The 20,366-nt window shown below is 70.8% G+C and carries 21 protein-coding genes and 1 pseudogene; 10 read left to right on the top strand and 12 right to left on the bottom strand.

All coding sequences use genetic code 11. From position 1 onward, the window contains the following. Positions 1 to 2 precede the first annotated feature (2 nt). Positions 3 to 713, bottom strand: coding sequence for an SGNH/GDSL hydrolase family protein (locus MD221_RS16260; RefSeq protein ID WP_242113019.1), 711 nt, complete (start codon positions 711 to 713; stop codon positions 3 to 5). A 224-nt stretch (positions 714 to 937) separates the two neighbouring features. Between MD221_RS16260 and MD221_RS16255 the strand changes: the two genes are divergently transcribed. From MD221_RS16255 to MD221_RS16210, 10 genes are all read left to right on the top strand, one after another. Beyond that, positions 938 to 1,321: a diacylglycerol kinase gene (locus MD221_RS16255; RefSeq protein ID WP_242113018.1), complete on the top strand. Its 384-nt coding sequence runs from the start codon at positions 938 to 940 to the stop codon at positions 1,319 to 1,321. Between the two features lie 799 nt (positions 1,322 to 2,120). Continuing rightward, positions 2,121 to 2,870 (top strand): TerC family protein, encoded by a 750-nt coding sequence (locus MD221_RS16250; protein ID WP_242113017.1) that lies wholly within the window; start codon positions 2,121 to 2,123, stop codon positions 2,868 to 2,870. A 231-nt stretch (positions 2,871 to 3,101) separates the two neighbouring features. Continuing rightward, positions 3,102 to 3,722, top strand: coding sequence for a LemA family protein (locus tag MD221_RS16245; protein ID WP_242113016.1), 621 nt, complete (start codon positions 3,102 to 3,104; stop codon positions 3,720 to 3,722). Between the two features lie 44 nt (positions 3,723 to 3,766). Beyond that, entirely contained in the window at positions 3,767 to 5,137 is a 1,371-nt protein-coding gene (locus MD221_RS16240; RefSeq protein ID WP_242113014.1) for a TPM domain-containing protein, read from the top strand. A 44-nt stretch (positions 5,138 to 5,181) separates the two neighbouring features. Beyond that, the gene (locus tag MD221_RS16235) at positions 5,182 to 6,462 is read left to right on the top strand and encodes a TPM domain-containing protein (RefSeq protein ID WP_242113012.1); all 1,281 of its coding nucleotides are present in this window, start codon (positions 5,182 to 5,184) and stop codon (positions 6,460 to 6,462) included. 5 nt (positions 6,463 to 6,467) lie between these two features. Next, on the top strand, positions 6,468 to 7,382 hold the full coding sequence (locus tag MD221_RS16230) for a TPM domain-containing protein (RefSeq protein WP_242113036.1): 915 nt from the start codon (positions 6,468 to 6,470) through the stop codon (positions 7,380 to 7,382). Then, on the top strand, positions 7,382 to 7,876 hold the full coding sequence (locus MD221_RS16225) for a TPM domain-containing protein (RefSeq protein ID WP_242113010.1): 495 nt from the start codon (positions 7,382 to 7,384) through the stop codon (positions 7,874 to 7,876). Before MD221_RS16230 ends, MD221_RS16225 begins: the two co-directional genes overlap by 1 nt. A gap of 114 nt (positions 7,877 to 7,990) precedes the next feature. Further along, positions 7,991 to 8,878 carry a prolipoprotein diacylglyceryl transferase gene (gene lgt / locus MD221_RS16220; RefSeq protein WP_242113009.1) on the top strand — a complete coding sequence of 296 codons (888 nt, stop codon included), beginning with the start codon at positions 7,991 to 7,993 and terminating at the stop codon, positions 8,876 to 8,878. 28 nt (positions 8,879 to 8,906) lie between these two features. After that, positions 8,907 to 9,701 (top strand): thymidylate synthase, encoded by a 795-nt coding sequence (locus MD221_RS16215; RefSeq protein ID WP_242113008.1) that lies wholly within the window; start codon positions 8,907 to 8,909, stop codon positions 9,699 to 9,701. Then, positions 9,701 to 10,225 (top strand): dihydrofolate reductase, encoded by a 525-nt coding sequence (locus MD221_RS16210; RefSeq protein ID WP_242113007.1) that lies wholly within the window; start codon positions 9,701 to 9,703, stop codon positions 10,223 to 10,225. The genes MD221_RS16215 and MD221_RS16210 overlap by 1 nt, the downstream gene beginning before the upstream one ends. On the opposite strand, the gene MD221_RS16205 is transcribed toward MD221_RS16210, so the two are convergent. The 11 genes and pseudogenes from MD221_RS16205 to MD221_RS16155 all read right to left on the bottom strand — a co-directional run bounded on the left by MD221_RS16205 (position 10,180) and on the right by MD221_RS16155 (position 20,365). Next, complete coding sequence (locus MD221_RS16205) at positions 10,180 to 10,875, bottom strand: DUF1287 domain-containing protein (RefSeq protein ID WP_242113006.1); 696 nt, start codon at positions 10,873 to 10,875, stop codon at positions 10,180 to 10,182. The two genes, MD221_RS16210 and MD221_RS16205, sit on opposite strands and share 46 nt — an antisense overlap. Before the next feature lie 6 nt (positions 10,876 to 10,881). Next, positions 10,882 to 11,724: pseudogene (locus tag MD221_RS16200) on the bottom strand (symmetrical bis(5'-nucleosyl)-tetraphosphatase); the annotation flags it as partial. 14 nt (positions 11,725 to 11,738) lie between these two features. Continuing rightward, positions 11,739 to 12,122 carry a Co2+/Mg2+ efflux protein ApaG gene (gene apaG, locus MD221_RS16195; RefSeq protein WP_242113005.1) on the bottom strand — a complete coding sequence of 128 codons (384 nt, stop codon included), beginning with the start codon at positions 12,120 to 12,122 and terminating at the stop codon, positions 11,739 to 11,741. Between the two features lie 35 nt (positions 12,123 to 12,157). Then, the gene (rsmA, locus tag MD221_RS16190) at positions 12,158 to 12,961 is read right to left on the bottom strand and encodes a 16S rRNA (adenine(1518)-N(6)/adenine(1519)-N(6))-dimethyltransferase RsmA (RefSeq protein ID WP_242113004.1); all 804 of its coding nucleotides are present in this window, start codon (positions 12,959 to 12,961) and stop codon (positions 12,158 to 12,160) included. Between the two features lie 4 nt (positions 12,962 to 12,965). After that, complete coding sequence (locus MD221_RS16185; protein WP_425602296.1) at positions 12,966 to 13,319, bottom strand: tRNA-binding protein; 354 nt, start codon at positions 13,317 to 13,319, stop codon at positions 12,966 to 12,968. Next, on the bottom strand, positions 13,316 to 14,329 hold the full coding sequence (pdxA, locus tag MD221_RS16180; protein ID WP_242113002.1) for a 4-hydroxythreonine-4-phosphate dehydrogenase PdxA: 1,014 nt from the start codon (positions 14,327 to 14,329) through the stop codon (positions 13,316 to 13,318). Before pdxA ends, MD221_RS16185 begins: the two co-directional genes overlap by 4 nt. A 121-nt stretch (positions 14,330 to 14,450) precedes the next feature. Continuing rightward, positions 14,451 to 15,836, bottom strand: a complete 1,386-nt coding sequence (locus MD221_RS16175) for a peptidylprolyl isomerase (protein ID WP_242113000.1) — start codon at positions 15,834 to 15,836, stop codon at positions 14,451 to 14,453. Beyond that, the gene (gene lptD / locus MD221_RS16170) at positions 15,833 to 18,472 is read right to left on the bottom strand and encodes an LPS-assembly protein LptD (RefSeq protein WP_242112998.1); all 2,640 of its coding nucleotides are present in this window, start codon (positions 18,470 to 18,472) and stop codon (positions 15,833 to 15,835) included. The genes MD221_RS16175 and lptD overlap by 4 nt, the downstream gene beginning before the upstream one ends. 167 nt (positions 18,473 to 18,639) lie before the next feature. Further along, positions 18,640 to 19,551, bottom strand: coding sequence for a histone deacetylase family protein (locus tag MD221_RS16165; protein WP_242112997.1), 912 nt, complete (start codon positions 19,549 to 19,551; stop codon positions 18,640 to 18,642). Between the two features lie 42 nt (positions 19,552 to 19,593). Further along, complete coding sequence (locus MD221_RS16160) at positions 19,594 to 20,160, bottom strand: cob(I)yrinic acid a,c-diamide adenosyltransferase (RefSeq protein ID WP_242112996.1); 567 nt, start codon at positions 20,158 to 20,160, stop codon at positions 19,594 to 19,596. Between the two features lie 4 nt (positions 20,161 to 20,164). Further along, entirely contained in the window at positions 20,165 to 20,365 is a 201-nt protein-coding gene (locus MD221_RS16155) for a hypothetical protein (RefSeq protein WP_242112995.1), read from the bottom strand. Position 20,366 lies beyond the last annotated feature (1 nt).

Raw genomic sequence — 20,366 nt, 5'->3', positions numbered from 1 at the left:
GCCTAGCGCAGGTGCGGCGCCAGGATCCCGCGCCACAGGTCGTAGCCGCGGCGGTTCATGTGCAGGCCGTCCTCGACGAAGAGTTCCGCGCGCGGCCGGCCGGCGGCATCGAGCATCGGCGTGGCGACATCGACGAAGCTCACCCCGGGCAGCGCGGCGGCGTCGGCGGCGAGCAGCGCGTTTGCCCGCTGCTGCGCGGGCAGTTGCGGCAGGCGGGCGAGGCTGGGCTTGATGGCGAGCAGCACGATCGGCACCCGCGGCAGGTCGCGGCGGATGCGGGCGACGAAAGCGCGGAAATCGGCGGATACCTGCTCCGGCGTGCGTCCGGCGTTGATGTCGTTGTCGCCGGCGTACAGCACGATCCGGCTTGGCCGGTAGCGCACCGCCACCTGGTCGGCGTACCAGACCGCATCGCGCAGCTGCGAACCGCCGAAACCGCGGTTGAGGACCGGTATGCCGGGAAAATCCTCGGCCAGGGCGGTCCACAGGCGCACCGAGGAGCTGCCGGTGAACACCACCGGGTGCGCCGGCGGCGGCCGGGCGCCGTCCTCGGCGGCGAAACGGGCCATGTCGCCGGCCCAGTCGGGCGAGGAGACGGGGTCCAGCGCGGCCTCGGCATGCGCGGCGGTCCGGCCGGGCGCGGGCGGCGTGGCGCAGCCGCCGGCCAGCCACAGCGCGGCCAGGGCGAGGACGAACGGGCGAAGCAGGGCCATGGCGTCTCGGAGGCGGCGGGAAAGGGACGGGATAGCAGGACGATCCGGCGATTGCAAACCGGCGCGAGCGCGCCCTGTGGCAGAATGGGGCATCCGGCCGCATGGCCGAATCGACCTTCCGCATGCTCTCGATCGACGCGCCGGCCCTGGCCGCATCCCGACGTCCCGCCGCACCGGCCGTCCGTCGCGCCGCGACGGCGGGACACTGATCCGGCGCCTGCGCGATGGCGGACGAATTCGGACATCTGCCGCGCAGTCCCGCGCGGCTGCTGCTGGCGACCAAGTGGTCGATGCAGGGACTGCGCGCGGCCTGGCTGCACGAGTCCTCGTTCCGCCTGGAGGTCTACCTGTTCGTGATCCTGGCCCCGCTGGGCTGGTGGCTGGGCGGGAACGGCGTGGAGCGCGCGCTGCTGATCGGCGCGATGCTGCTGGTGCTGGCCATCGAGCTGCTGAACTCGGCGGTCGAGGCGGTGATCGAACGCTACGGCCCGGAACACCATGAACTGGCCGGTCGCGCCAAGGACATGGGGTCGGCGGCGGTCTTCGTGCTGATGATGAACGTGCTGCTGGTCTGGGGCGCGATCCTCCTCCCGCGCTGGGTGAGCTGACGCAAGCTTTGCGCGGCATGCCGCGCAGCGTCAGCGAACGCCCGGCCATGGACGGCCGGGCCGGACCTTCCGTAGCCGATACACTTGCGCCAGGGAAGGCAGCGTGACATTGCGCGGCATGCCGCGCAGCGTCAGCGAACGCCCGGCCATGGACGGCCGGGCCGGACCTTCCGTAGCCGATACACTTGCGCCAGGGACGGCAGCGTGACATTGCGCGGCATGCCGCGCAGCGTCAGCGAACGCCCGGCCATGGACGGCCGGGCCGGACCTTCCGTAGCCGATCCTCTTGCGCCAGGGAAGGCAGCGTGACATTGCGCGGCATGCCGCGCAGCGTCAGCGAACGCCCGGCCATGGATGGCCGGGCCGGACCTTCCGTAGCCGATACACTTGCGCCAGGGAAGGCAGCGTGACCTTGCGCGGCATGCCGCGCAATGTCACGCGGCCTTCCCTGGCGCTAGTGTATCGGCTCCGGAAGGTCCGGCCCGGCCGTCCATGGCCGGGCGTTCGCTGTCGCGGCGCGGCATGCCGCGCAGGGGCAGCGAACGCCCGGCCATGGACGGCCGGGCCGGACCTTCCGGAGCCGATACACTAGCGCCAGGGAAGGCAGCGTGACATTGCGCGGCATGCCGCGCAGTGTCAGCGAACGCCCGGCCATGGACGGCCGAGCCGGACCCTCCGCAGCCGATACACTCGCGCCAGGGAGGGCCGCATGACATTGCGCGGCATGCCCGCGCAGCGTCAGCGCCGAATCGCGCGGCATCGCACGCTTTCCAGATAATTCAATGAGACGAGAAAGAGAATGGATCTGAGCTTCCTTGCTTCCCCCGACGCCTGGCTGACCCTGGTGACCCTGAGCGCGCTCGAGATCGTGCTCGGCATCGACAACCTGGTCTTCATCTCGATCGCGGTCAGCCGCCTGCCCGAGCACCAGCGTCCGATGGCGCGCAAGATCGGCATCGCGGTCGCCTGCATCACCCGCATCCTGCTGCTGGTCATGCTCGCCTTCCTGGCGCGCATGGAGCGCGACCTGTTCACGATCTTCGGGATGGGCATCTCGATCCGCGACCTGGTGCTGATCCTGGGCGGCATCTTCCTGCTGGTGAAGGGCGCGATGGAAATCCGCGACCTGATCAGCGGCGGGCACGACGAGGATCCGCGCACCACCAAGACCTCCTCGGTGTTCTGGATGGTGATCGCGCAGATCGCGGTCATCGACATCGTCTTCTCGCTGGACTCGGTGATCACCGCGGTCGGCATGGCCCAGCACATCCCGATCATGGTGTTCGCGATCCTGCTGGCGGTGGCGATCATGCTGCTGGCCGCCAACCCGCTGGGCCGCTTCATCGACGAGAACCCGACCGTGAAGATGCTGGCGCTGGCCTTCATCCTGCTGATCGGCGCGGTGCTGATCCTGGACGGCTTCGGCGTGCACGTGCCCAAGCCCTACATCTACTTCGCCATGGGCTTCTCGGTGATGGTGGAGTGGTTCAACCTGCTGATGCGCCGCCGCGCGGCCTCGCACCGGGTGCCCGGCGCCGGGGAGTGGTAGTCCGGGCGCGGCCGGCCGCGCCCCGCCTACCACACCCCCGCGCCCGGCACCCGGTGCGCGGCCGCGCGGCCTCGCCCCGGGTGCCCGGCGCCGGGGTGTGGGAGTCCGGGCGCGGCCGGCCGCGCGATTGCGCCGCCGGCCGCGGGATGCTGCAATGCCGCCGACGGCCGCCCCCGGCGGCGGCTCGACACGCCGTTCATCATGCCGTTCGTTCATTGGGAGAAGCGCGCCATGCGTACCGTATCGCCTCTGCGGATCGTCCTGATCGCCCTGTTCGCCGTGCTGCTGTCCGGCTGCGGCTACAACGAAATCCAGCGCAAGGACGAAGGCGTCAAGGCCGGCTGGTCGGAGGTGCTGAACCAGTACAAGCGGCGCTCGGACCTGATCCCGAACCTGGTCAACACGGTCAAGGGCTATGCCGCGCACGAGCAGAACGTGCTGACCGCGGTGACCGAGGCGCGCGCCAAGGTCAGCCAGATCAACGTCAACGCCGACGACGCGGCCTCGCTGGCGGCCTTCCAGAAGGCGCAGGGCGAGCTGTCCAGCGCGCTGTCGCGGCTGATGGTGGTCACCGAGAACTACCCGAACCTGAAGGCCGACCAGTCCTTCCTCGGCCTGCAGACCCAGCTGGAAGGCACCGAGAACCGCATCACCGTGGCGCGCGGGCGCTACATCCAGCTGGTGCAGGACTACAACACCTACATCCGCTCGTTCCCGCAGCTGATCACCGCCAAGATCTTCGGTTATGCCGTGAAGCCCAACTTCACCGTCGAGAACGAGGCGCAGATCCAGAATGCGCCGAGCGTGGATTTCGGCAACGCCCAGCAGCCCCCGGCGCAGCCGGCGCAATGACCGCCTAGTGCGCCGTCGCGATGCGGTCCGCAGGGAATGCGGCGTTGCTGGTCGGCCTGCTGCTGGTGGGCCTGGCCGCCTGCGCGCCCGACGCGCCCGAGACAAGCGCCGCGCAGGAGCAGGCGCAGCCCTCGCTCATCCTGGGACCGCCGGGCCCGGCAGCCGGGCCCGCCTCGCTCGAGCCCATGCCGGTCGAACCCGCGCCGGTCGCGCCCGCCCCGCTCGAACCCGAGCCTGCCGAAGCGGCGCCGGCCATCCCCGCCAGCCACGCGCTGGCGCCGGTGCCGGCGCTGGAGTCGGCGGTCATCGATACCACGCAGACGCTCGACGCCGCGGCGCGCGGCAGGATCGAGGCGCAGATCGCCGACTACGAGAAACGCCGCGGCAGCCAGCTGCAGGTGCTCATGGTGCCGAGCACCGCGCCGGAGACCGTCGAGCAGTATGCCGCGCGCGCCTTCGAGACCTGGAAGCTCGGCCGCAAGAACATCGACGACGGCCTGCTGCTGGTGGTCGCCAAGCACGACCGCAAGGTGCGCATCGAGGTCGGCTACGGGCTGGAAAGCGCGATCCCGGACATCACCGCGGGGCGGGTGCTGGACGAATACGTCGTGCCGCGGCTGCGCGAGAACGACTACGCGGGCGCGATCGGCGACGGCGTGACCCGGCTGATCGCGCTGGCGGAAGGCGAATCGCTGCCGGAACCGGACAACGACGGCGACAGCATCGACCCGCGCTATGCGTTCTCGGCATTCGGGCTGAGCGTGCTGTGCGGCTTCGCCTGGGGCATGGGCTGGCTGCGCTGGCCCTGGGCCCTGGGAGGGTCGGCGGCAAGCGGCTATGGCGTCGGCCTGCTGGCCGGGATGGGCGCGGGGCCTTCGCTGATGCTGGCCTTCATTCCCCTCGTCCTGTTCTTCCCGTACGGCTGGGCCCTGGGCAAGTCGCGCACGGTGCGCCGCTGGACGGCGTACGCGGCCGCCTTCATCGGCCTGCTGGTGCTGATCGGCGCGATCTTCGGCACGCAGCGTCTGCTCGCGGGAATCTTCGTGGTGTTCCTCGGCGCGATGGGCGCGGCGTTGCTGGCGGTCCCGGTCGGCGGCGCGATCCATGCCTGGCGCCATAATCGTCCGGGCTTCTGGATCCGGCTCGCCATTCTGGCCGCGGCGGCGTGCGCGGCGGCCTGGTATCTGGCCGGCCAGGACGATCTTTCCTCTCCCGGCACCTGGGCGCCGCTGGCGATCGGCGGCGCGGTGTTCTTCATCTTCCTGTTCGCTTCGGCGCTGCCGGGCAGCAGCACGAGCCTGAGCTCGAGTTCCGACAGCCGATCGAGCGGCAGTTCGAGCAGCGGCAGTTCGAGCAGCGGCCGTTCCGGCGGCGGCGGCCGCAGCGGCGGTGGCGGCGCATCGCGGGGCTGGTGAGCCGCGCGGCTGCCGGCGCCGCCGCGAGCTGCGATACTCCGCGCATGGCCGTGCTTCGACGCCTGCTCGCGCTGCTGATCCTGCTGTCCGCGACGGCAGTGGCGCAGGCGCAGGCGGTCTCCGAGCCTTTGCCTGCTTCGACGCCGCCGGCAGCGCCCGCCGCGCCGGCCGCCGCCGATCGGCGGGTGCCGATTCCGGCGCTGGAGTCGGCGGTCATCGACCTCACCGGCACGCTGTCGACGCAACAGCGCGCCGGGATCGCGGCCACCATCGACGCCTACGAGGCACGCTCGCACGGCCAGCTGCAGGTGCTGATGCTGCCGAGCACGCAGCCGGAGAGCATCGAGCAGTACGCCCTGCGCGCGTTCAACACCTGGAAGCTCGGGCGCAAGGACATCGATGACGGCTTGCTGGTGGTGGTGGCCAAGGACGACCGCCGCGCGCGCATCGAGGTCGGCTACGGCCTGGAAGCGGCCATCCCCGACATCACCGCCGGGCGGGTGATCGACGACTACATGCTGCCCGGCTTCAAGCGCGACGATTACGCCGGCGGCATCGCCGACGGCGTGCGGGCGTTGATCGGCCTGGCCGAAGGCCAGCCCCTGCCGGAGCCCGAAGTGCTGGAGTTCCACGGCTGGTACCGGCTGCTGGCCGCGCTCGTGCCGGCGCTGCTCGCCGGCCTGGCCGGCGCCTCGCGGACCGTGTCGTGGCGCGTGGCGATCATCGCGGCGGCGCTCGGCGCCGTGCTGTGTCCGCTGCTGGCCGGTTCCGGCGTCGCGGCGTCCCTGGCGATCGCCGCGCTGGCGACCTTGGCCGGCGTTCCGCTGGGCCTGGGGCTGGTGAAGTCGTTCGCGGTCCGCGTCGCGGCGGCGGCCTTTGTCGGCGTGCTGCTGCTGGCCTGGGTGCTGGCCGGGCTGCTGGCGCGGCCGTTCGCCCTGATGTTCCTGGCGTCCTTCGCGGCGGTGTTCGGCGGCGGCACGGCGCTGTTCTTCCTGTGGCTGGCGCTGCGCGAAATGCACGACGCCTGGCGGCGCCACCGCATCGTCTTCTGGACGCGGATCGCGCTCTGGCTGGTCCTGCTCGGTTTCCTGGCCTGGCACCTGCTGTTCAGGAACCTGCTGGGAAACCTGCACAATGGCGGCATCGCGTTCGCGGCGTTGGGAGGCATCCTCATGCTCATCGTGTTCCTGGTCGGCAGCGGTGCGGCGGGCGGCGCAGGCGCGGGTTCGCGCGGCGATTCGGGCTCCGGCGGGGGGCGATCCGACGGTGGCCGGTCCGGCGGTGGCGGCAGCAGCGGCGGCGCCGGGGCGTCGAGGAGTTGGTGATGTCGATGCGTCCTTGCGCGATCCGTCTGCTGGCGCTGCTGTGGCTGGCGTGCGCGGCCTGCGTGCTGCCGGCCATCGCCGCGCCGGCGTCCCAAGGCACCGGCGCCGCGCCGATCCCGGCGCTGAACTCTCCGGTGATCGACACTACCGGTACGCTCGACGCCGCGCAGACGCAGCAGCTCGAACAGCAGGCCTACGCGCTGCAGCAGCGCAAGGGCAGCCAGCTGCAGGTGCTGATGGTGGGCAGCGTGCAGCCGGAGACCATCGAGCAGTACGCGGTGCGTGCCTTCGAGCAGTACAAGATCGGCCGCAAGGGCGTCGACGACGCGGTGCTGCTGGTGGTCGCCAAGGACGACCGCAAGGTCCGCATCGAGGTCGGCTACGGCCTGGAAGGCGCGATCCCCGACATCACCGCCGGGCGCATCATCCAGGAATACCTGGTGCCCAAGTTCCGTGTCGGCGACTACGGCGGCGGCGTCATCGACGCCACCGCGGCCCTGACCAGGCTGATCGACGGCGAAGCCCTGCCCGAGCCGATGGCCGATACCCGGGGCGGCGGTGGAGGCGGCGGCGACTGGCTGTTCGCCCTGTTCGCCGCGTTCATCGCCGCCAACATCGCGCGCGGCGTGTTCGGACGGGCGCCGGCCGGCGTGCGCGGGCTGGTCACCGGCGTCGCCGCCGGCGGCGTGGCCTGGCTGATCTCCTCGTTCCTGGTGCTGGGCGGCGTGGCCGGCGTGTTCGGCCTGCTCTACGGCCTGGTCAAGCTGCCGGCCGGCAGCTTCGCGCGCGGCGGCGACTGGGGCGGCTGGTCCGGCGGCGGAGGCGGGGGCGGCGGCTGGGGGGGCGGCGGTTCTTCCGGCGGCGGCTGGTCCGGCGGCGGCGGTTCGAGCGGAGGCGGCGGCGCCTCGGGGAGCTGGTGATGAAGCGACTTCTGCGCCACCTGTTCCCGCCGTCGTCGCGACGGCTGTTCCCGGAGGCGAGCCTGAGCCGCATCGCCGAAGCGGTGGCCGCGGGCGAGCGCCGTCACCGCGGCGAGGTCTGCTTCGCGGTGGAGGCGGCGCTGCCGGCGAGGGCGGTGCTGCGCGGGATGCAGGCCCGCGAGCGCGCGCACGAGGCGTTCTCGCGGTTGCGGGTCTGGGACACCGCGGCCAACAACGGCGTGCTGATCCACCTGCTGCTGGCCGACCATCGCATCGAGATCGTCGCCGACCGCGGCCTCGAAGGCCTGGTCAGCGACGAGCAGTGGCGCGGCGTCTGCCTGCTGATGGAAGAGCGGCTGAAGGCCGGCGAGGCCGAGGACGCGGCGATCGCCGGCGTGGCGGCGGTCTCCGACCTGCTGGCCGCGCATTTCCCGCGCGCAGCCGACGAGGCCGACGAGAACGAACTGCCCGATCGGCCGCACCTGCTCGGCTGAGGCCGCCTCGGCGCGCGGGTTCGGGGCGCGAGTGCTGTCGAGCCCTCGCCGCGACAGGCACAATAGGGGCTTCCGGCCGACCAGGCGCCGGCCGTCGAGGAGCGTGTGCCAGCGATGTTCTATCTCCATCAGATCGACCCGATCGCGATCCACATCGGCAGCAGGGGCGTGCATTGGTACGGGATCATGTATCTGCTGGGGTTCCTGGCCGCCTGGTTCCTGGGCCGCGCCCGCGTCAAGGCCGGCCGCCTGCCGGGCGTGGACGCCAACGCCTACGGCGACCTGATGTTCTACGCCATGCTCGGCGTGGTGCTGGGCGGGCGCCTGGGCTACATCCTGTTCTACGACCTGCGCACCTACATCGACAATCCGCTGCAGATCGTCAAGATCTGGGAAGGCGGCATGAGCTTCCACGGCGGCCTGCTCGGCGTGGTGGCGGCGATGTTCTGGTGGGCGCGCAAGCACAAGCTGGCGTTCTTCGACGTCGCCGATTTCATCGCGCCGCTGGTGCCGCCCGGCCTGGGCTTCGGCCGCCTGGGCAATTTCATCAACGGCGAGCTCTGGGGCAAGCCCACCGGCGGCACCTGGGGCGTGGTGTTCCCGCAGGATCCGGATGTGACCAGGCTGCGCCTGGGCGCCGAGGCGCTACGCGCGCAGTTCGAGGCCGGCACACTCAACATCTACGCGCGCCATCCCTCGCAGCTGTACCAGTTCGCGCTGGAGGGCGTGGCGATGTTCGCGATCCTGTGGTGGTTCTCCAGCCGGCCGCGCCCGCGCTACGCCGTGTCCGGACTGTTCGCGCTGCTGTACGGTGTGTTCCGCTTCGCGGTCGAGTTCGTGCGCCTGCCCGACCAGCAACTGGGCTATCTTGCCTTCGGCTGGCTGACCATGGGCCAGGCGCTGAGCCTGCCGCTGATCCTGATCGGCCTGTTCTGGTTGTGGAAGTCGCGCAAGGCGCCGACCCTGCAGCCGCAGCCGGCCGCGCCGCCCGCGAACGCCTGACACGACCGAGACACCGCCCGGAACCGCGATGAAGCCCTACCTCGACCTGCTGCGACACGTGCTCGAGCGCGGCACGGAGAAATCCGACCGCACCGGCACCGGCACGCGCAGCGTGTTCGGCTGGCAGATGCGCTTCGACCTGGACGAGGGCTTCCCGCTGGTCACCACCAAGAAGCTGCACCTGCGCTCGATCGTGCATGAGCTGCTGTGGTTCCTCAAGGGCGAGACCAACATCGCCTACCTGCGCGAGAACAAGGTCAGCATCTGGGACGAATGGGCGGACGCGCAGGGCGAGCTCGGCCCGGTGTACGGCAAGCAATGGCGGCGCTGGGCCGCCGGCGACGGCCGCGAGATCGACCAGATCCGCTGGGTGGTGGACGAGATCCGCCGCAATCCGGATTCGCGCCGCCTGATCGTCTCGGCCTGGAACGTCGCCGAACTGCCGGACATGGCGCTGATGCCCTGCCACGCGCTGTTCCAGTTCTACGTCGCCGACGGCAGGCTCAGTTGCCAGCTCTACCAGCGCAGCGGCGACATCTTCCTCGGCGTGCCGTTCAACATCGCCAGCTACGCGCTGCTCACGCACATGGTGGCGCAGGTGACCGGGCTGGGCGTGGGCGACTTCGTGCATACCCTGGGCGACGCCCATCTGTACTCGAACCATTTCGAGCAGGCGCGCGAGCAGCTCGCGCGCGCGCCGCGACCGCTGCCGAGGCTGCACCTGAACCCCGACGTCGACGACCTGTTCGCCTTCGGCTACGACGACATCGAAATCCACGGCTACGATCCGCTGCCGGCGATCAAGGCACCCGTGGCGGTGTGATGCGCATCGCCCTGGTCGCCGCGCTCGACCGCCATCGCGCCATCGGCAAGGGCAACGCGCTGCCCTGGCACCTGCCCGACGACCTCAAGCGCTTCAAGGCGCTCACGCTCGGCAAGCCGGTGCTGATGGGGCGCAAGACGGCCGAATCGCTGGGACGCGCGCTGCCGGGGCGCAGCAACCTGGTGCTGACCCGCTCCGGGCGCGTGCCGTTCGAGGGCATGCGGGCGGTGGCGTCGCTGGAGGAGGCGGTCGCCCAGGCGCGCGACGAGCAGGCCCGGACGCTGTGCGTGATCGGCGGCGGCGAAATCTATGCATTGGCCCTGCCGCAGGCGACGCAGCTGCACCTGACCCATGTCGATACCGCGGTGGCCGGCGCCGACGCGTTCTTTCCGGCCGTGGACGCTGCGCATTGGCGGGCGGTCTCGCGCCAGGCGCACGCGCCGGACGCCAGGCACGCCTTCGCGTTCGAGTTCGTGGACTATCTGGCGGCCAGCGCCGCGCCCGAGGACAGCGCCGGCCGGTAGTGGCCGATGATCCGGTAGCCGAACAGCAGGTTCTCCTCCTGCGTGCCGCTGCCGATGTTGTGCAGGATCAGCGGTACCCCGTCACGGGTCTTGCGGTCGGAGACGATGCCGATGTGCAGCACGCCGCCGCCCAGGTCCCAGGCGACGATGTCGCCGGCAAGGAAATCGCCGGCATGCGCATCGGCGACGCGCGGCCCCGCCTCGCGCTGCCAGCCTTGCCGGGCGAACCACGCCATCTGGTTGGGCACGCGGCGGTGATCGATGTTCGCGTCCGCCTGCAGGCCGCGCCAGCGCGCGGGATAGGCTTGCGGATGCGCGATCCGGTCCTCGTGGATGCGCTGCTGCAGATCGATGCCCTGGGTGCGCAGCGCGCGGATCACCACGTCGGTGCACACGCCGCGGGCGTAGGGGACGTCGCCGCCCGGATAGGACAGGCGCACGTAGGCCGGATCGTAGAGCCGGGTCGCGCCGATCTGCGAACGCGCGGCGCGCACCAGCGGCGGCGACGGCGGCAACGCATCGGCGGCGGATGCGGAGCGGGCCGGCTGCCGCTCCTGCGATCGGGGTTGCGGCTGCGGCGCCGGAGCGCAGGCCGCCAGCGCGAGCAGGGCGGGGAGGGCGACGCCGCAGATCCGTTGCAGCGCGCGCATCGCTCAGGGCGCTCGCGCAATGGGCGGCGGCACGTCGCGCCCGGCCACCTGCACCAGGCGCAGTTCCTCGCCGTCGAGCTGCAGCGCGGTGAGCTTGCCGCCCCAGACCGCGCCGGTGTCGATGGCGTGCACGCCGTGGCCGATGAACAGGCCGAGGGTGGACCAGTGGCCGCAGACGATCTTCAGGTCGCGCGGCGCGTGGCCGGGGACTTCGTACCAGGGATACAGTCCCGGCTGCTGCGAGCCCGGCGCGTTCTTCTCCTCGAAGGCGATGCGTCCGCGCGGAGTGCAATAGCGCATGCGGGTGAAGACGTTGATGATGGCGCGGTCGCGGTCCAGGCCGGTGAGGTTCGGCGCCCAGTGCGGCCGGTCGCCGTACATGCGCTTGAACAGCTTGCGGAAGCCGTCGCCGCGCAGCTTCTGCTCGACCTCGCGCGCGTACTGCTCGGCCAGTTGCGTGGTCCACTTCGGCGCCAGGCCGGCATGCACCATCATCCAGCCGAGCGTACGGTCGGCGTGCAGCAGCGGCTGCGCGCGCAGCCAGTCGAGCAGAACGTCGCGGTCGCCGGCGAACAGCACGCGCTGCAGGTCCGGGTTGACCTTGCGCTGTTCGGCCTCCTGGCGCTCGCCGATGGCGAGCAGGGACAGGTCGTGGTTGCCGAGCACGCAGGCGGCGTTGGCGCGCAGCGAGTGCACCAGGCGCAGGGTCTCCAGCGATTCGCCGCCGCGGTTGACCAGGTCGCCGCAGAACCACAGCCTGTCGCGCGCGGGGTCGAATGCGATCTTTTCCAGCAGGCGCTGCGTGGGGCCGTAACAGCCCTGCAGGTCGCCGATTGCCCAGACGGCCATGCGCTAGGACCGCCTCAATGCAGCGTGCGCGGCACGGACAGGGTGAACGGCGGGATCGGCGCGTCGAAGTGCGTGCCGTCGTCGCCGATCATGTCGTAGCTGCCCTGCATGGTGCCCACGGCGGTGGACAGCACCGCCCCGGAGGTATAGGTGAACTGCTCGCCGGGCTCGATGCGCGGCTGCTCCCCGACCACGCCGTCGCCGCGCACTTCCTCGATCTTGCCGTTGGCGTCGGTGATCAGCCAGTGGCGCGCGAGCAGCTGTGCCGGCAGCTTGCCGAGGTTGCGGATGCGGATGGTGTAGGCGAAGACATAGCGGTCGTCCTCGGGCGCCGATTCCTCGTCGAGGTAGCGCGTGGCGATCTGAATCTCCAGGGTGTAATCCGATGTCTCGTCCATGACGGCAGTGTAAGCGGAATGGATGAATCCTTGGACTACGGCGTCGCAGTTTGGTTCGCCAGGCGCACGAAATCGGCGACCGGCAGTTGTTCGGCGCGCGCCTGCGGGTCGATGCCGGCCGCGGCGATCTCCTCGGCCCCGCAGACCGCTTGCAGGGCGTTGCGCAGGGTCTTGCGGCGCTGGCCGAAGCCCGCGCGCACCAGGTCCGAGAAGCGGCGGGCGTCGCGGATCCCGACCGCCTCGGTCGGCCGCGGCACCAGGCGGACGACGGCCGAGTCCACCTTGGGCGGCGGCCGGAACGCGCCGGGCGCCACGGAGAACAGCGCCGTCACCTGGCAATAGGCCTGCAGCATCACGCTCAGGCGCCCGTAGACCTTGCTGCCGGGACCGGCCGCCATGCGCTCGACCACTTCCTTCTGCAGCATGAAATGCATGTCGCGGATCGCCGCGCCCCCCGCGGCGTGCTCCAGCGCGTGGAACAGGATCGGCGAGGACAGGTTGTAGGGCAGGTTGCCGACCAGGCGGATGGGGCCGCCCTCGCCGGCCAGGGCGGTGAAGTCGACATCGAGCACGTCGGCGTGGATCAGGGTGAGGTCGCCGTGCGCGCGCGCCTGCTCGGTCAGCGGGGCGAGCAGGTCGCGGTCGAACTCGATCGCGGTCAGCGCCCCGTGCCGGTCGAGCAGCGGGAAGGTCATGGCGCCCTGGCCAGGGCCGATCTCGACCAGGCGGTCGCCGGGCCTGGGATCGACGGCGAGCAGGATCTTCTCGACGATGCCGCGCTCGTGCAGGAAGTGCTGGCCGAGGGACTTCTTCGCCGGCTCGCGGAACGGAAGGCTCATGCGGTCACAGCAGCCGCGTGCCCAGCGGCACGTCGTGCTCGGGCATGCACAGGGTGACGCGGCCCTCGCTGTCGTGGAAGCCGGTCACCAGGCATTCGGACATCAGCGGTCCGATCTGCTTCTTCGGGAAATTGACCACGGCCACGACCAGGCGTCCGACCAGTTGCTCGGGCGCGTATAGCGCGGTGATCTGCGCGCTGGACTTGCGCACGCCGATCTCCGGGCCGAAGTCGACCTGCAGCACGTAGGCGGGCTTGCGCGCCTGCGCGAACGGCTCCGCCGACAGCACGCGGCCGACGCGCAACTCCACTTTCACGAAGTCGTCCCAGGCGATCTCTTGCATCGGCGTCGCGCTCATTGCGTTGCTCGGCGGGGATGATGCGCGAGCCGCGCGCAGGTGTCGATTGCGGCGAGCAGGCTCGAGGCGTCGGCGGTGCCCTTGCCGGCCAGATCGAGCGCGGTGCCGTGATCGACGGCGACGCGCGGGTAGGGCAGGCCGAGGGTGAGATTCACCGCGCGCTCGAACCCGCTGTACTTGAGCACGGGCAGTCCCTGGTCGTGGTACATGGCGAGCACGGCATCGACGTCCGCCAGCTTCGCCGGCAGGAACGCGGTGTCGGCCGGCAGCGGTCCCTGCAACCGCATGCCTTCGCCGCGCAGGCGCGCCAGCACCGGCGCGATGACCTCGATTTCCTCGCGCCCCAGGTGTCCCGATTCGCCCGCGTGCGGATTGAGCCCGAGCACGCAGATCACGGGGTCGGCGATGCCGAAGCGCTCGCGCAGGGCCGCGTGCACGATGCGCAGGCTGCGCTCCACGGCCTCCGGCGTGACGGCATCGGCCACCTCGCGCAACGGCAGGTGCGTGGTCACCAGGGCGACGCGGACGATGTCGTTGGCGAGCATCATCACCACGTCGCGGCCGGCGTGCTCGGCCAGCAGCTCGGTGGTGCCGCTGTAGGCGATGCCGCCGGCGTTGATGGCGGCCTTGTGGGTGGGGCCGGTGACCAGGCCGTCGCAGGCGCCCGACAGGCAGGCGTCCGCGGCCAGGCGCAGGGCGCCGACCACGGCGGCGGCGTTGCGCGGGTCCGGGGTGCCGAAGGCGACCGGGACGGCGTTGGCCACGGCGACCAGGGGCAGGTCGCCCGGGCGCTGCGGGCGCTGCCCGGGATCGAGCAGCCGCAGCGGCAGCGCCAAGGCGGCGGCGGCGGCTTGCAGGGTGCGCGGATCGGCGAATGCGGTGATCTCGCGGTCCTCGCGCGGTAGCTGCGCCGCGCGCACGCACAGTTCCGGGCCGACGCCGGCCGGCTCGCCCGGCACCAGCGCCAGCCGGATGCGGCGGTCGGTGTCCGGCGGCGGGGCTAGGGGCATGGACGGCTCCGGGGCCCGGAGCGGCCCGTCACGGATCGGGATTCACGCGCCATGCCGGCATCTTAAGGCCTGGCATGGGCGCAGGAGGGGGCCGGACGGGGGCGGTCCGGCCCGGCGGCAATCAGCCGCCGTTCTGCGAGGCCGGGGCCGGCGCGGTTTCGGCCGGCGCGGCGGGAGCGGGCGTGGCCGGAGCGGCATCCGCCGCCGGCGCGCCGGTGCGGATGTCGACGAAGGCATCGCCGCGCAGCTCGTGCAGGTGGCGGTTCCATTCGTCCTCGAGCTTGCGCTGGCCGATGCTCTCGCGGACCTGGGCGCGCTTGTTCTCGTCGGTGACGCTGGTCTGGCGGCTGGCCTCACGCTGCAGGATGTGCCAGCCGGCCTGGGTCTTGAACGGCTGCGAGACCTGTCCGTCCTGCAGCGCGGCGACCTGGGCGCCGAATTCCGGACCGAACTGGTCCTGGGTGAACCAGCCGAGTTCGCCGCCTTTGTCCTTGGTCACGGTGTCGTCGGAGCTTTCCTGCGCGGTCTTGGCGAAGTCGGCGCCGCCGGCGACGCGGGCGCGCAGGGTCTCGGCCTTGGCCTTGGCCTTGGCGTCGTCGCCCTCGGCGCTGCCGGGGCGGACCAGGATGTGGCGCGCCTGGTACTGGGTGACGGTCTGCGCGGCGGCGGCCTGGTCGGCCTGCCGGGTTTCGATCAGCTGCACCAGCTGGAAGCCGCTGGGGCCGCGCAGCGGGCCGAGCATCTGGCCGGGCTGCAGGCTGGTGATGGTGCCGGCGAAGGCGTTGGGGATCTCGTCGCTGCTGCGCCAGCCCAGGTCGCCGCCTTCCAGCGCGTTCGGGCTGTCGGAGTAGCGCACCGCCGCGGCGTTGAAGGTCATCTCGCCCTTGTCAATCAGCGCCTTGATGCCGTCGACCTTCTTCTGTCCGGTCGCGATCTGCTCGGGCGTGGCGCCGTCGGGCAGCGCGATCAGGATGTGCGCGAGGTGGTACTGCGTGCCGCCCTTGGCCAGCGCGGCGAGGCCGGCGTCGACCTCGGTTTCGCTGACGCTGATGCGGCTCTGCGCGAAGCGCTGGCGCGAACGCTGGGTGAGGATCTCGTCGCGCAGCGAGCTGCGGAAGTCGTCGAACGACATGCCGTCGCGGGCGAGCTGCTGGCGCAGCTGGTCGGGCGTGAGCTTGTTCTGGCCGGCGATGTTGTTGATGGCGGCGTCCACTTCCTGGTCGCTCACGCGCAGGCCCTGGCGGGCGGCGTCGGCGGACTGCAGCTTGACCAGGATCAGGCGCTCCAGCACCTGGCGCTGCAGGATGTCGCGCGGCGGCAACTGGTCCTGGCGGTTGGCGTACTGCGCGAGCACGTTGTTGAGCGCGCGGTCGAGCTCGCTCTGCAGGACCACGTCCTCGTCGACGACGGCGGCGATGCGGTCCAGCGGCTGGGTCGTCTGGGCGTACGCGCCGAGGGTGCCGAACGACAGGGCGGCGGCGAGGGCGGAGGCGAGCAGTCTGTTCATCGGATGAGGGTGTCGGTGGGGTCGTCGTCGTTGTTCGCGCCGTCGTTGCTGATCTGATCGGGCGGGACGAGATAGAGGTCGTCGCGGTAATAGCCGAGAATAGCACGGCGCAAGCGGCTCTCCGTCTTCTGGCCGGCCGAGCCCAGGCCCTTCAGTTCCAGTTCGAACTGAATGGAGCTGTTCATCCTTTCTTCCCGGCCGCTGCGCACGTATCTGCGCCCCACCAGGCGCGCGGACAGGCAGCAGCTGTCCCACTGGATGCCGGCGATGCCTTCCAGCAGCTGCTTGTCGCGGATCGAGTAGTAGTAGCGTCCGACCACGCTCCAGGTCTGGTTGATCGGATACAGGAACGACAGGTCGACCTGCTCGAGCAGGTCGGGATTGCGGATGTCCTCGTTGGCGCTGTTCGGGTCGTAGCCGAGGTTGCGGCGGTAGCGGTAGGCGAAATTGACGATGCCCTTGTCGCCGACCAGGTAGCGCGTGCGCAGGCTGGCGAGATCCTTGGTGCTGTTCTTCGGGTCCCACTGGTACGAGGCGCCGACGGTCCAGCGGTCGTTGATCGCGTAGTTGGCGTCGGTCACCCACGCCGACTTGCCTTCCTCGATGAAGGGCCTGCTGGAATTGAGCCTGACGCGCGAATCCTCGAAGTAGAGGATCTGGCCGAAGCTGAGCGAGAGCTTCTCGCGGCTGTCGGACTCGCGCAGCCAGCGGCTGGTCACGGCCAGCGTGAGCTGGTTGGCGTCGGCCTGGCGGTCGGCGCCGGAATAGCGGTTGTCGCGGAACAGCTGTCCCCAGCTGAAGGTCAGGTCGCCGGTGTCGAACAGCGGCAGGCCGTCCTGCTCGCGATAGGGCGCGTTGAGATAGAACAGGCGCGGCTCGAGGGTCTGCAGGAAGCTTTCGCCGCCCCAGGTGGTCGAGCGGTCGAAGTAGAGGCCGGCGTCGAGCGAGGTGATCGGCAGGCTGCGCGTGGGATTGTCGTCGTAGAAGCCGGCGATCTGCTGCGCGGTGGGGCGCGCCGGGTTGGCGGTGGTGCAGCCGTTGATGGCGGCGCAGGCGCGGCTGGTCGCCAGTTGCGTGGCCAGCTTGCCCTCGAGCTGATAGGAGGTGTAGCGCCAGGCCAGCGTCGGCGTGATGAACCAGCCGGCGCCGCCGAACGGGAAGCTGACGTAAGGCTTGAAATCGAGCCGGTTGCCGCCGGGTTTGCTATTTTTCACGGATTGCAGGCATTCGACCCCATTACCGAGAAAATCGCCAGGTCGATAGGTGATGCCATTGTTCGTGCATGCGGATGCGGTGGCGGTGATCGTGCGGAAGATGTCGGTCGAACCGTCGGCGGTGTGCTCGAAGCGGGTCGCCTCGGTGTTGATGCCGGCGAGCACGCGCGGGCCGAACGGCTGCTCCCAGTTGAAATTGAGCCTGGGCAGGCGGTTGTAGGCCAGGCTGGTCTCGGGCAGCGTGTAGTCGGTGAGCTGGTAGTAGGACGCCGACAGGCTGGCGTCCCAGTAGCGGCCGCGGCCGTACAGGCCGATGTCGCTGGAACTGCTGTAGGAGGACTGGTTGGTGAGGCTGCTGGAGAAGTCGTCGCGGTAGCGCGGATCGCTGACCCATCTCAGGTTCGCCAGCGCCTGCCAGTTGCGGGTGATGTTCTGCGAACCGATGAACGCGAAGCGGCCGCGGTCGCTCTTGCGGCGGTTGGCGAGCGAATACCGCTCACGGGTGAAGTCGTCCAGCTCCTCGGCGTGCTCGCGCGAGGTCAGGTCGTCGGACGGCAGGAAATCGAAGTCGAGCACGCCCTTGCCGGTGCGCGTCAGATAGCGGAACTCCGTGCCCAGGCCGACGCCGCGCCTGGTCATGATGCGCGGCTCGAGCGTCAGGTCGTAGTTCGGCGCCAGGTTGAAGTAGATCGGCTGGCGGTAGTCGAAGCCGTTGCGGCTGGACTGGCCGAGATTGGGCATCAGGAAGCCGGTATGGCGGCGGTCGTCGATCGGGAACTTGAACCACGGCATGTACAGCACCGGGACCTTGCCGATGCGCACGGTGGCATTGCGCGCGGTGGCGAAGCCTTCCTCGGTGTCGAGATCGATCTGCGGCGCGCGCAGCTCCCAGCGGCGGTCGTTGGGCGGGCAGGTGGAATACGAGGAGCCGATCAGCCGGCCGTGCGTGCCGTCCATCTGGATCTCCTTCGCGCCGCCGTTGCCGCGGCGCGAGGTGAGCTGGTAGCGCACGTTGTCGATCTTGTGCTTGTCCTCGTCCTGCTTGCCGGTGGCGCGATCGGCCAGCATGCGCATGCTGGCGTCCTGGTAGCGCACGTTGCCTTCGGCCACGTACTGGTCGGTCTGCTGGTTGTAGCTGAGATTGTCGGCGCCCAGGAACTGGTCGCCGCGCTTGAGGGCGACGTTGCCCTGGAAGGTCACGGTCTCGCCGCTGACGCCCTGGACGCTGTCGCCGTTGACGTCGGTCGGCAGGTTGGCGCGGTCCTCCGGCGCGCCCTTGGGAGGCTGGGCGTCGGGGAAGAACGGCACCGCGTCGTCCACCGGGCACAGGGAGTAGTCCTCGGGCGGGTCGTCGGCAGCCTGCGCGGAGAGCGAGAAGGCGATGCACAGCGGCAACGGCAGCAGTCGGAAAACTCGGCGCACGCAGGCATCCGTTCAGCCAAAACGACCGCTAGCTTGACGCATCGCCCGCGCAGCGGCAACGGTGAAGGGCGCGGCTGCCCGGCGTCCGGGACGGGGCGCCGAAACCTTAGCTGAATGGCCGCCTGCCGTTTCCGGAACGGCGCCTGACCGGCGCGGCGGCGCGGCCTCTAGCCGCGCAGGGCGGCGACGTGCGCCACGCTGCAATCGCGCAGCGCCTGCAGGTCGTAGCCGCCCTCGAGCATCGACACGATCCGGCCCTGCGCATGGCGCGCGGCCAGGGCGCGCAATTCGCCGGTGATCCAGGCGAAGTCCTCCACGTCCAGCTGCAGCTGCGCCAGGGGGTCGCGCCAATGCGCATCGAATCCGGCCGAGATCAGCAGCAGCTGCGGCGCGAAGGCATCCAGCGCCGGCAGCAGCCGCCCGTTCCAGGCCTCGCGGAAGCGCCGGCTGCCCGTGCCCGGCAGCAGCGGCGCGTTGAAGATGTTGCCCACACCGCGCTCGCGCACCTGTCCGGTGTCCGGATACAGCGGCATCTGGTGCGAGCTGAAATACTGCACGCGCGGTTCGGCGGCGAAGATCGCCTGGGTGCCGTTGCCGTGGTGGACGTCGAAATCGACGATCGCCACCCGCGACAGCCCATGCCGCTCGAGGGCGTGCATCGCGGCGACGGCGACGTTGTTGAACAGGCAGAAGCCCATCGCCGCCTCGGCGGTGGCGTGGTGCCCGGGCGGGCGTACCGCGCAGAAGGCCGCCGAACATGCGTCCGAGAGCACCGCGTCCACCGCGGCGACGGCGGCGCCGGCCGCGCGCAGCGCCGCCTCCGCCGAGGCCTGCGAAAGCACGGTGTCCGGATCGAGCTGGATGCGCTGCTCGACCTTGGCTTCGAGCACGCTGGCCAGCAGCCCTTCGTCGTGCGCGCGCAGCAGCTGTCCGCGGGTGGCGCGCGGCGCCTCCTGCCAGTCGAGGTCGTCGAACCCGCCGCGCAGCGCCTCGATCACCGCGCCCAGCCGCTGCGGACGTTCCGCATGGCCGGGGCCGGTGTCGTGCAGCAGGCACGCGGAATGGGTGTAGATGCGCAAGGAAGGGCTCGGGAGAGGGGGCCGCCCGATGGTACTCCCGGCTCAGTCGCGGGCGCGTTTGCGCCGCTCGTGCGCCCAGAGCACTTCGCCGTGGCCGCTGGCGCGGGCCAGCACGCGGGCGAGCACGAACAGCAGGTCGGAGAGCCGGTTCAGGTAGCGGATCGCCTGGGGACGCACCGCTTCCTGCCGCGACAGGGTGACCGTCTCGCGTTCGGCCCGCCGCACCACGGTGCGCGCGACATGGCAACGTGCGGCCGCCTCGCCGCCGCCGGGCAGGATGAAATCCTTGAGCGGCGGCAACGTCTCGTTGTAGTGGTCCAGGCGCTGCTCCAGGCGCTCGACGTCGGCATCGTCGATGGCGGCGTGGCCGGGGATGCACAGCTCGCCGCCGAGATCGAACAGCTGGTGCTGCACCGTGGTGAGCAGCTCGCGGATGTCCTCGGACAGGCCGTCGGCGGCCAGCAGCAGGCCGATGCTCGAGTTCGCCTCGTCGACCGTGCCGTAGGCGGCCACGCGGGCCGAATCCTTCGCCGTGCGCGTGCCGTCGCCCAGGCCCGTCGTGCCGTCGTCGCCGGTCTTGGTGTAGATCTTCGAGAGCCGGTTGCCCATGGAATCAGGTCCGGTGTCCGAAGCACGACGACGCAGGCAGGGATGCCGGCGCGCCGGCGCCGGCAGGCGCCTGCGGGCATGCGACGAACACGACGATTTTCGTCGCATGCGGAGCCGGGCGCCCGGGACGGGCGCCCGGCGACATCAAGTCATGCCCGCCGTCGTCGCCGGTCTTGGTGTAGATCTTCGAGAGCCGGTTGCCCATG

Origin of the sequence: Luteimonas aquatica (assembly GCF_022662575.1) — a bacterium.
GTDB classification, from domain to species: Bacteria; Pseudomonadota; Gammaproteobacteria; order Xanthomonadales; family Xanthomonadaceae; genus Luteimonas; species Luteimonas aquatica.
This window is presented reverse-complemented; position numbering and strand designations above follow the sequence as displayed.

Excerpts from the sequence above, each read along its gene's own strand:
- MD221_RS16160 (WP_242112996.1), bottom strand. The coding sequence starts at position 20,160 with ATGGGCAACCGGCTCTCGAAGATCTACACCAAGACCGGCGACGACGGC.
- MD221_RS16260 (WP_242113019.1), bottom strand. The coding sequence starts at position 713 with ATGGCCCTGCTTCGCCCGTTCGTCCTCGCCCTGGCCGCGCTGTGGCTG.
- MD221_RS16250 (WP_242113017.1), top strand. The coding sequence starts at position 2,121 with ATGGATCTGAGCTTCCTTGCTTCCCCCGACGCCTGGCTGACCCTGGTG.
- MD221_RS16210 (WP_242113007.1), top strand. The coding sequence starts at position 9,701 with ATGCGCATCGCCCTGGTCGCCGCGCTCGACCGCCATCGCGCCATCGGC.
- MD221_RS16235 (WP_242113012.1), top strand. The coding sequence starts at position 5,182 with ATGGCCGTGCTTCGACGCCTGCTCGCGCTGCTGATCCTGCTGTCCGCG.
- MD221_RS16255 (WP_242113018.1), top strand. The coding sequence starts at position 938 with ATGGCGGACGAATTCGGACATCTGCCGCGCAGTCCCGCGCGGCTGCTG.
- apaG (WP_242113005.1), bottom strand. The coding sequence starts at position 12,122 with ATGGACGAGACATCGGATTACACCCTGGAGATTCAGATCGCCACGCGC.
- MD221_RS16155 (WP_242112995.1), bottom strand. The coding sequence starts at position 20,365 with ATGGGCAACCGGCTCTCGAAGATCTACACCAAGACCGGCGACGACGGC.
- MD221_RS16225 (WP_242113010.1), top strand. The coding sequence starts at position 7,382 with ATGAAGCGACTTCTGCGCCACCTGTTCCCGCCGTCGTCGCGACGGCTG.
- MD221_RS16245 (WP_242113016.1), top strand. The coding sequence starts at position 3,102 with ATGCGTACCGTATCGCCTCTGCGGATCGTCCTGATCGCCCTGTTCGCC.
- MD221_RS16205 (WP_242113006.1), bottom strand. The coding sequence starts at position 10,875 with ATGCGCGCGCTGCAACGGATCTGCGGCGTCGCCCTCCCCGCCCTGCTC.
- MD221_RS16215 (WP_242113008.1), top strand. The coding sequence starts at position 8,907 with ATGAAGCCCTACCTCGACCTGCTGCGACACGTGCTCGAGCGCGGCACG.
- MD221_RS16185 (WP_425602296.1), bottom strand. The coding sequence starts at position 13,319 with ATGAGCGCGACGCCGATGCAAGAGATCGCCTGGGACGACTTCGTGAAA.
- MD221_RS16230 (WP_242113036.1), top strand. The coding sequence starts at position 6,468 with ATGCGTCCTTGCGCGATCCGTCTGCTGGCGCTGCTGTGGCTGGCGTGC.
- MD221_RS16175 (WP_242113000.1), bottom strand. The coding sequence starts at position 15,836 with ATGAACAGACTGCTCGCCTCCGCCCTCGCCGCCGCCCTGTCGTTCGGC.
- pdxA (WP_242113002.1), bottom strand. The coding sequence starts at position 14,329 with ATGCCCCTAGCCCCGCCGCCGGACACCGACCGCCGCATCCGGCTGGCG.
- rsmA (WP_242113004.1), bottom strand. The coding sequence starts at position 12,961 with ATGAGCCTTCCGTTCCGCGAGCCGGCGAAGAAGTCCCTCGGCCAGCAC.
- lgt (WP_242113009.1), top strand. The coding sequence starts at position 7,991 with ATGTTCTATCTCCATCAGATCGACCCGATCGCGATCCACATCGGCAGC.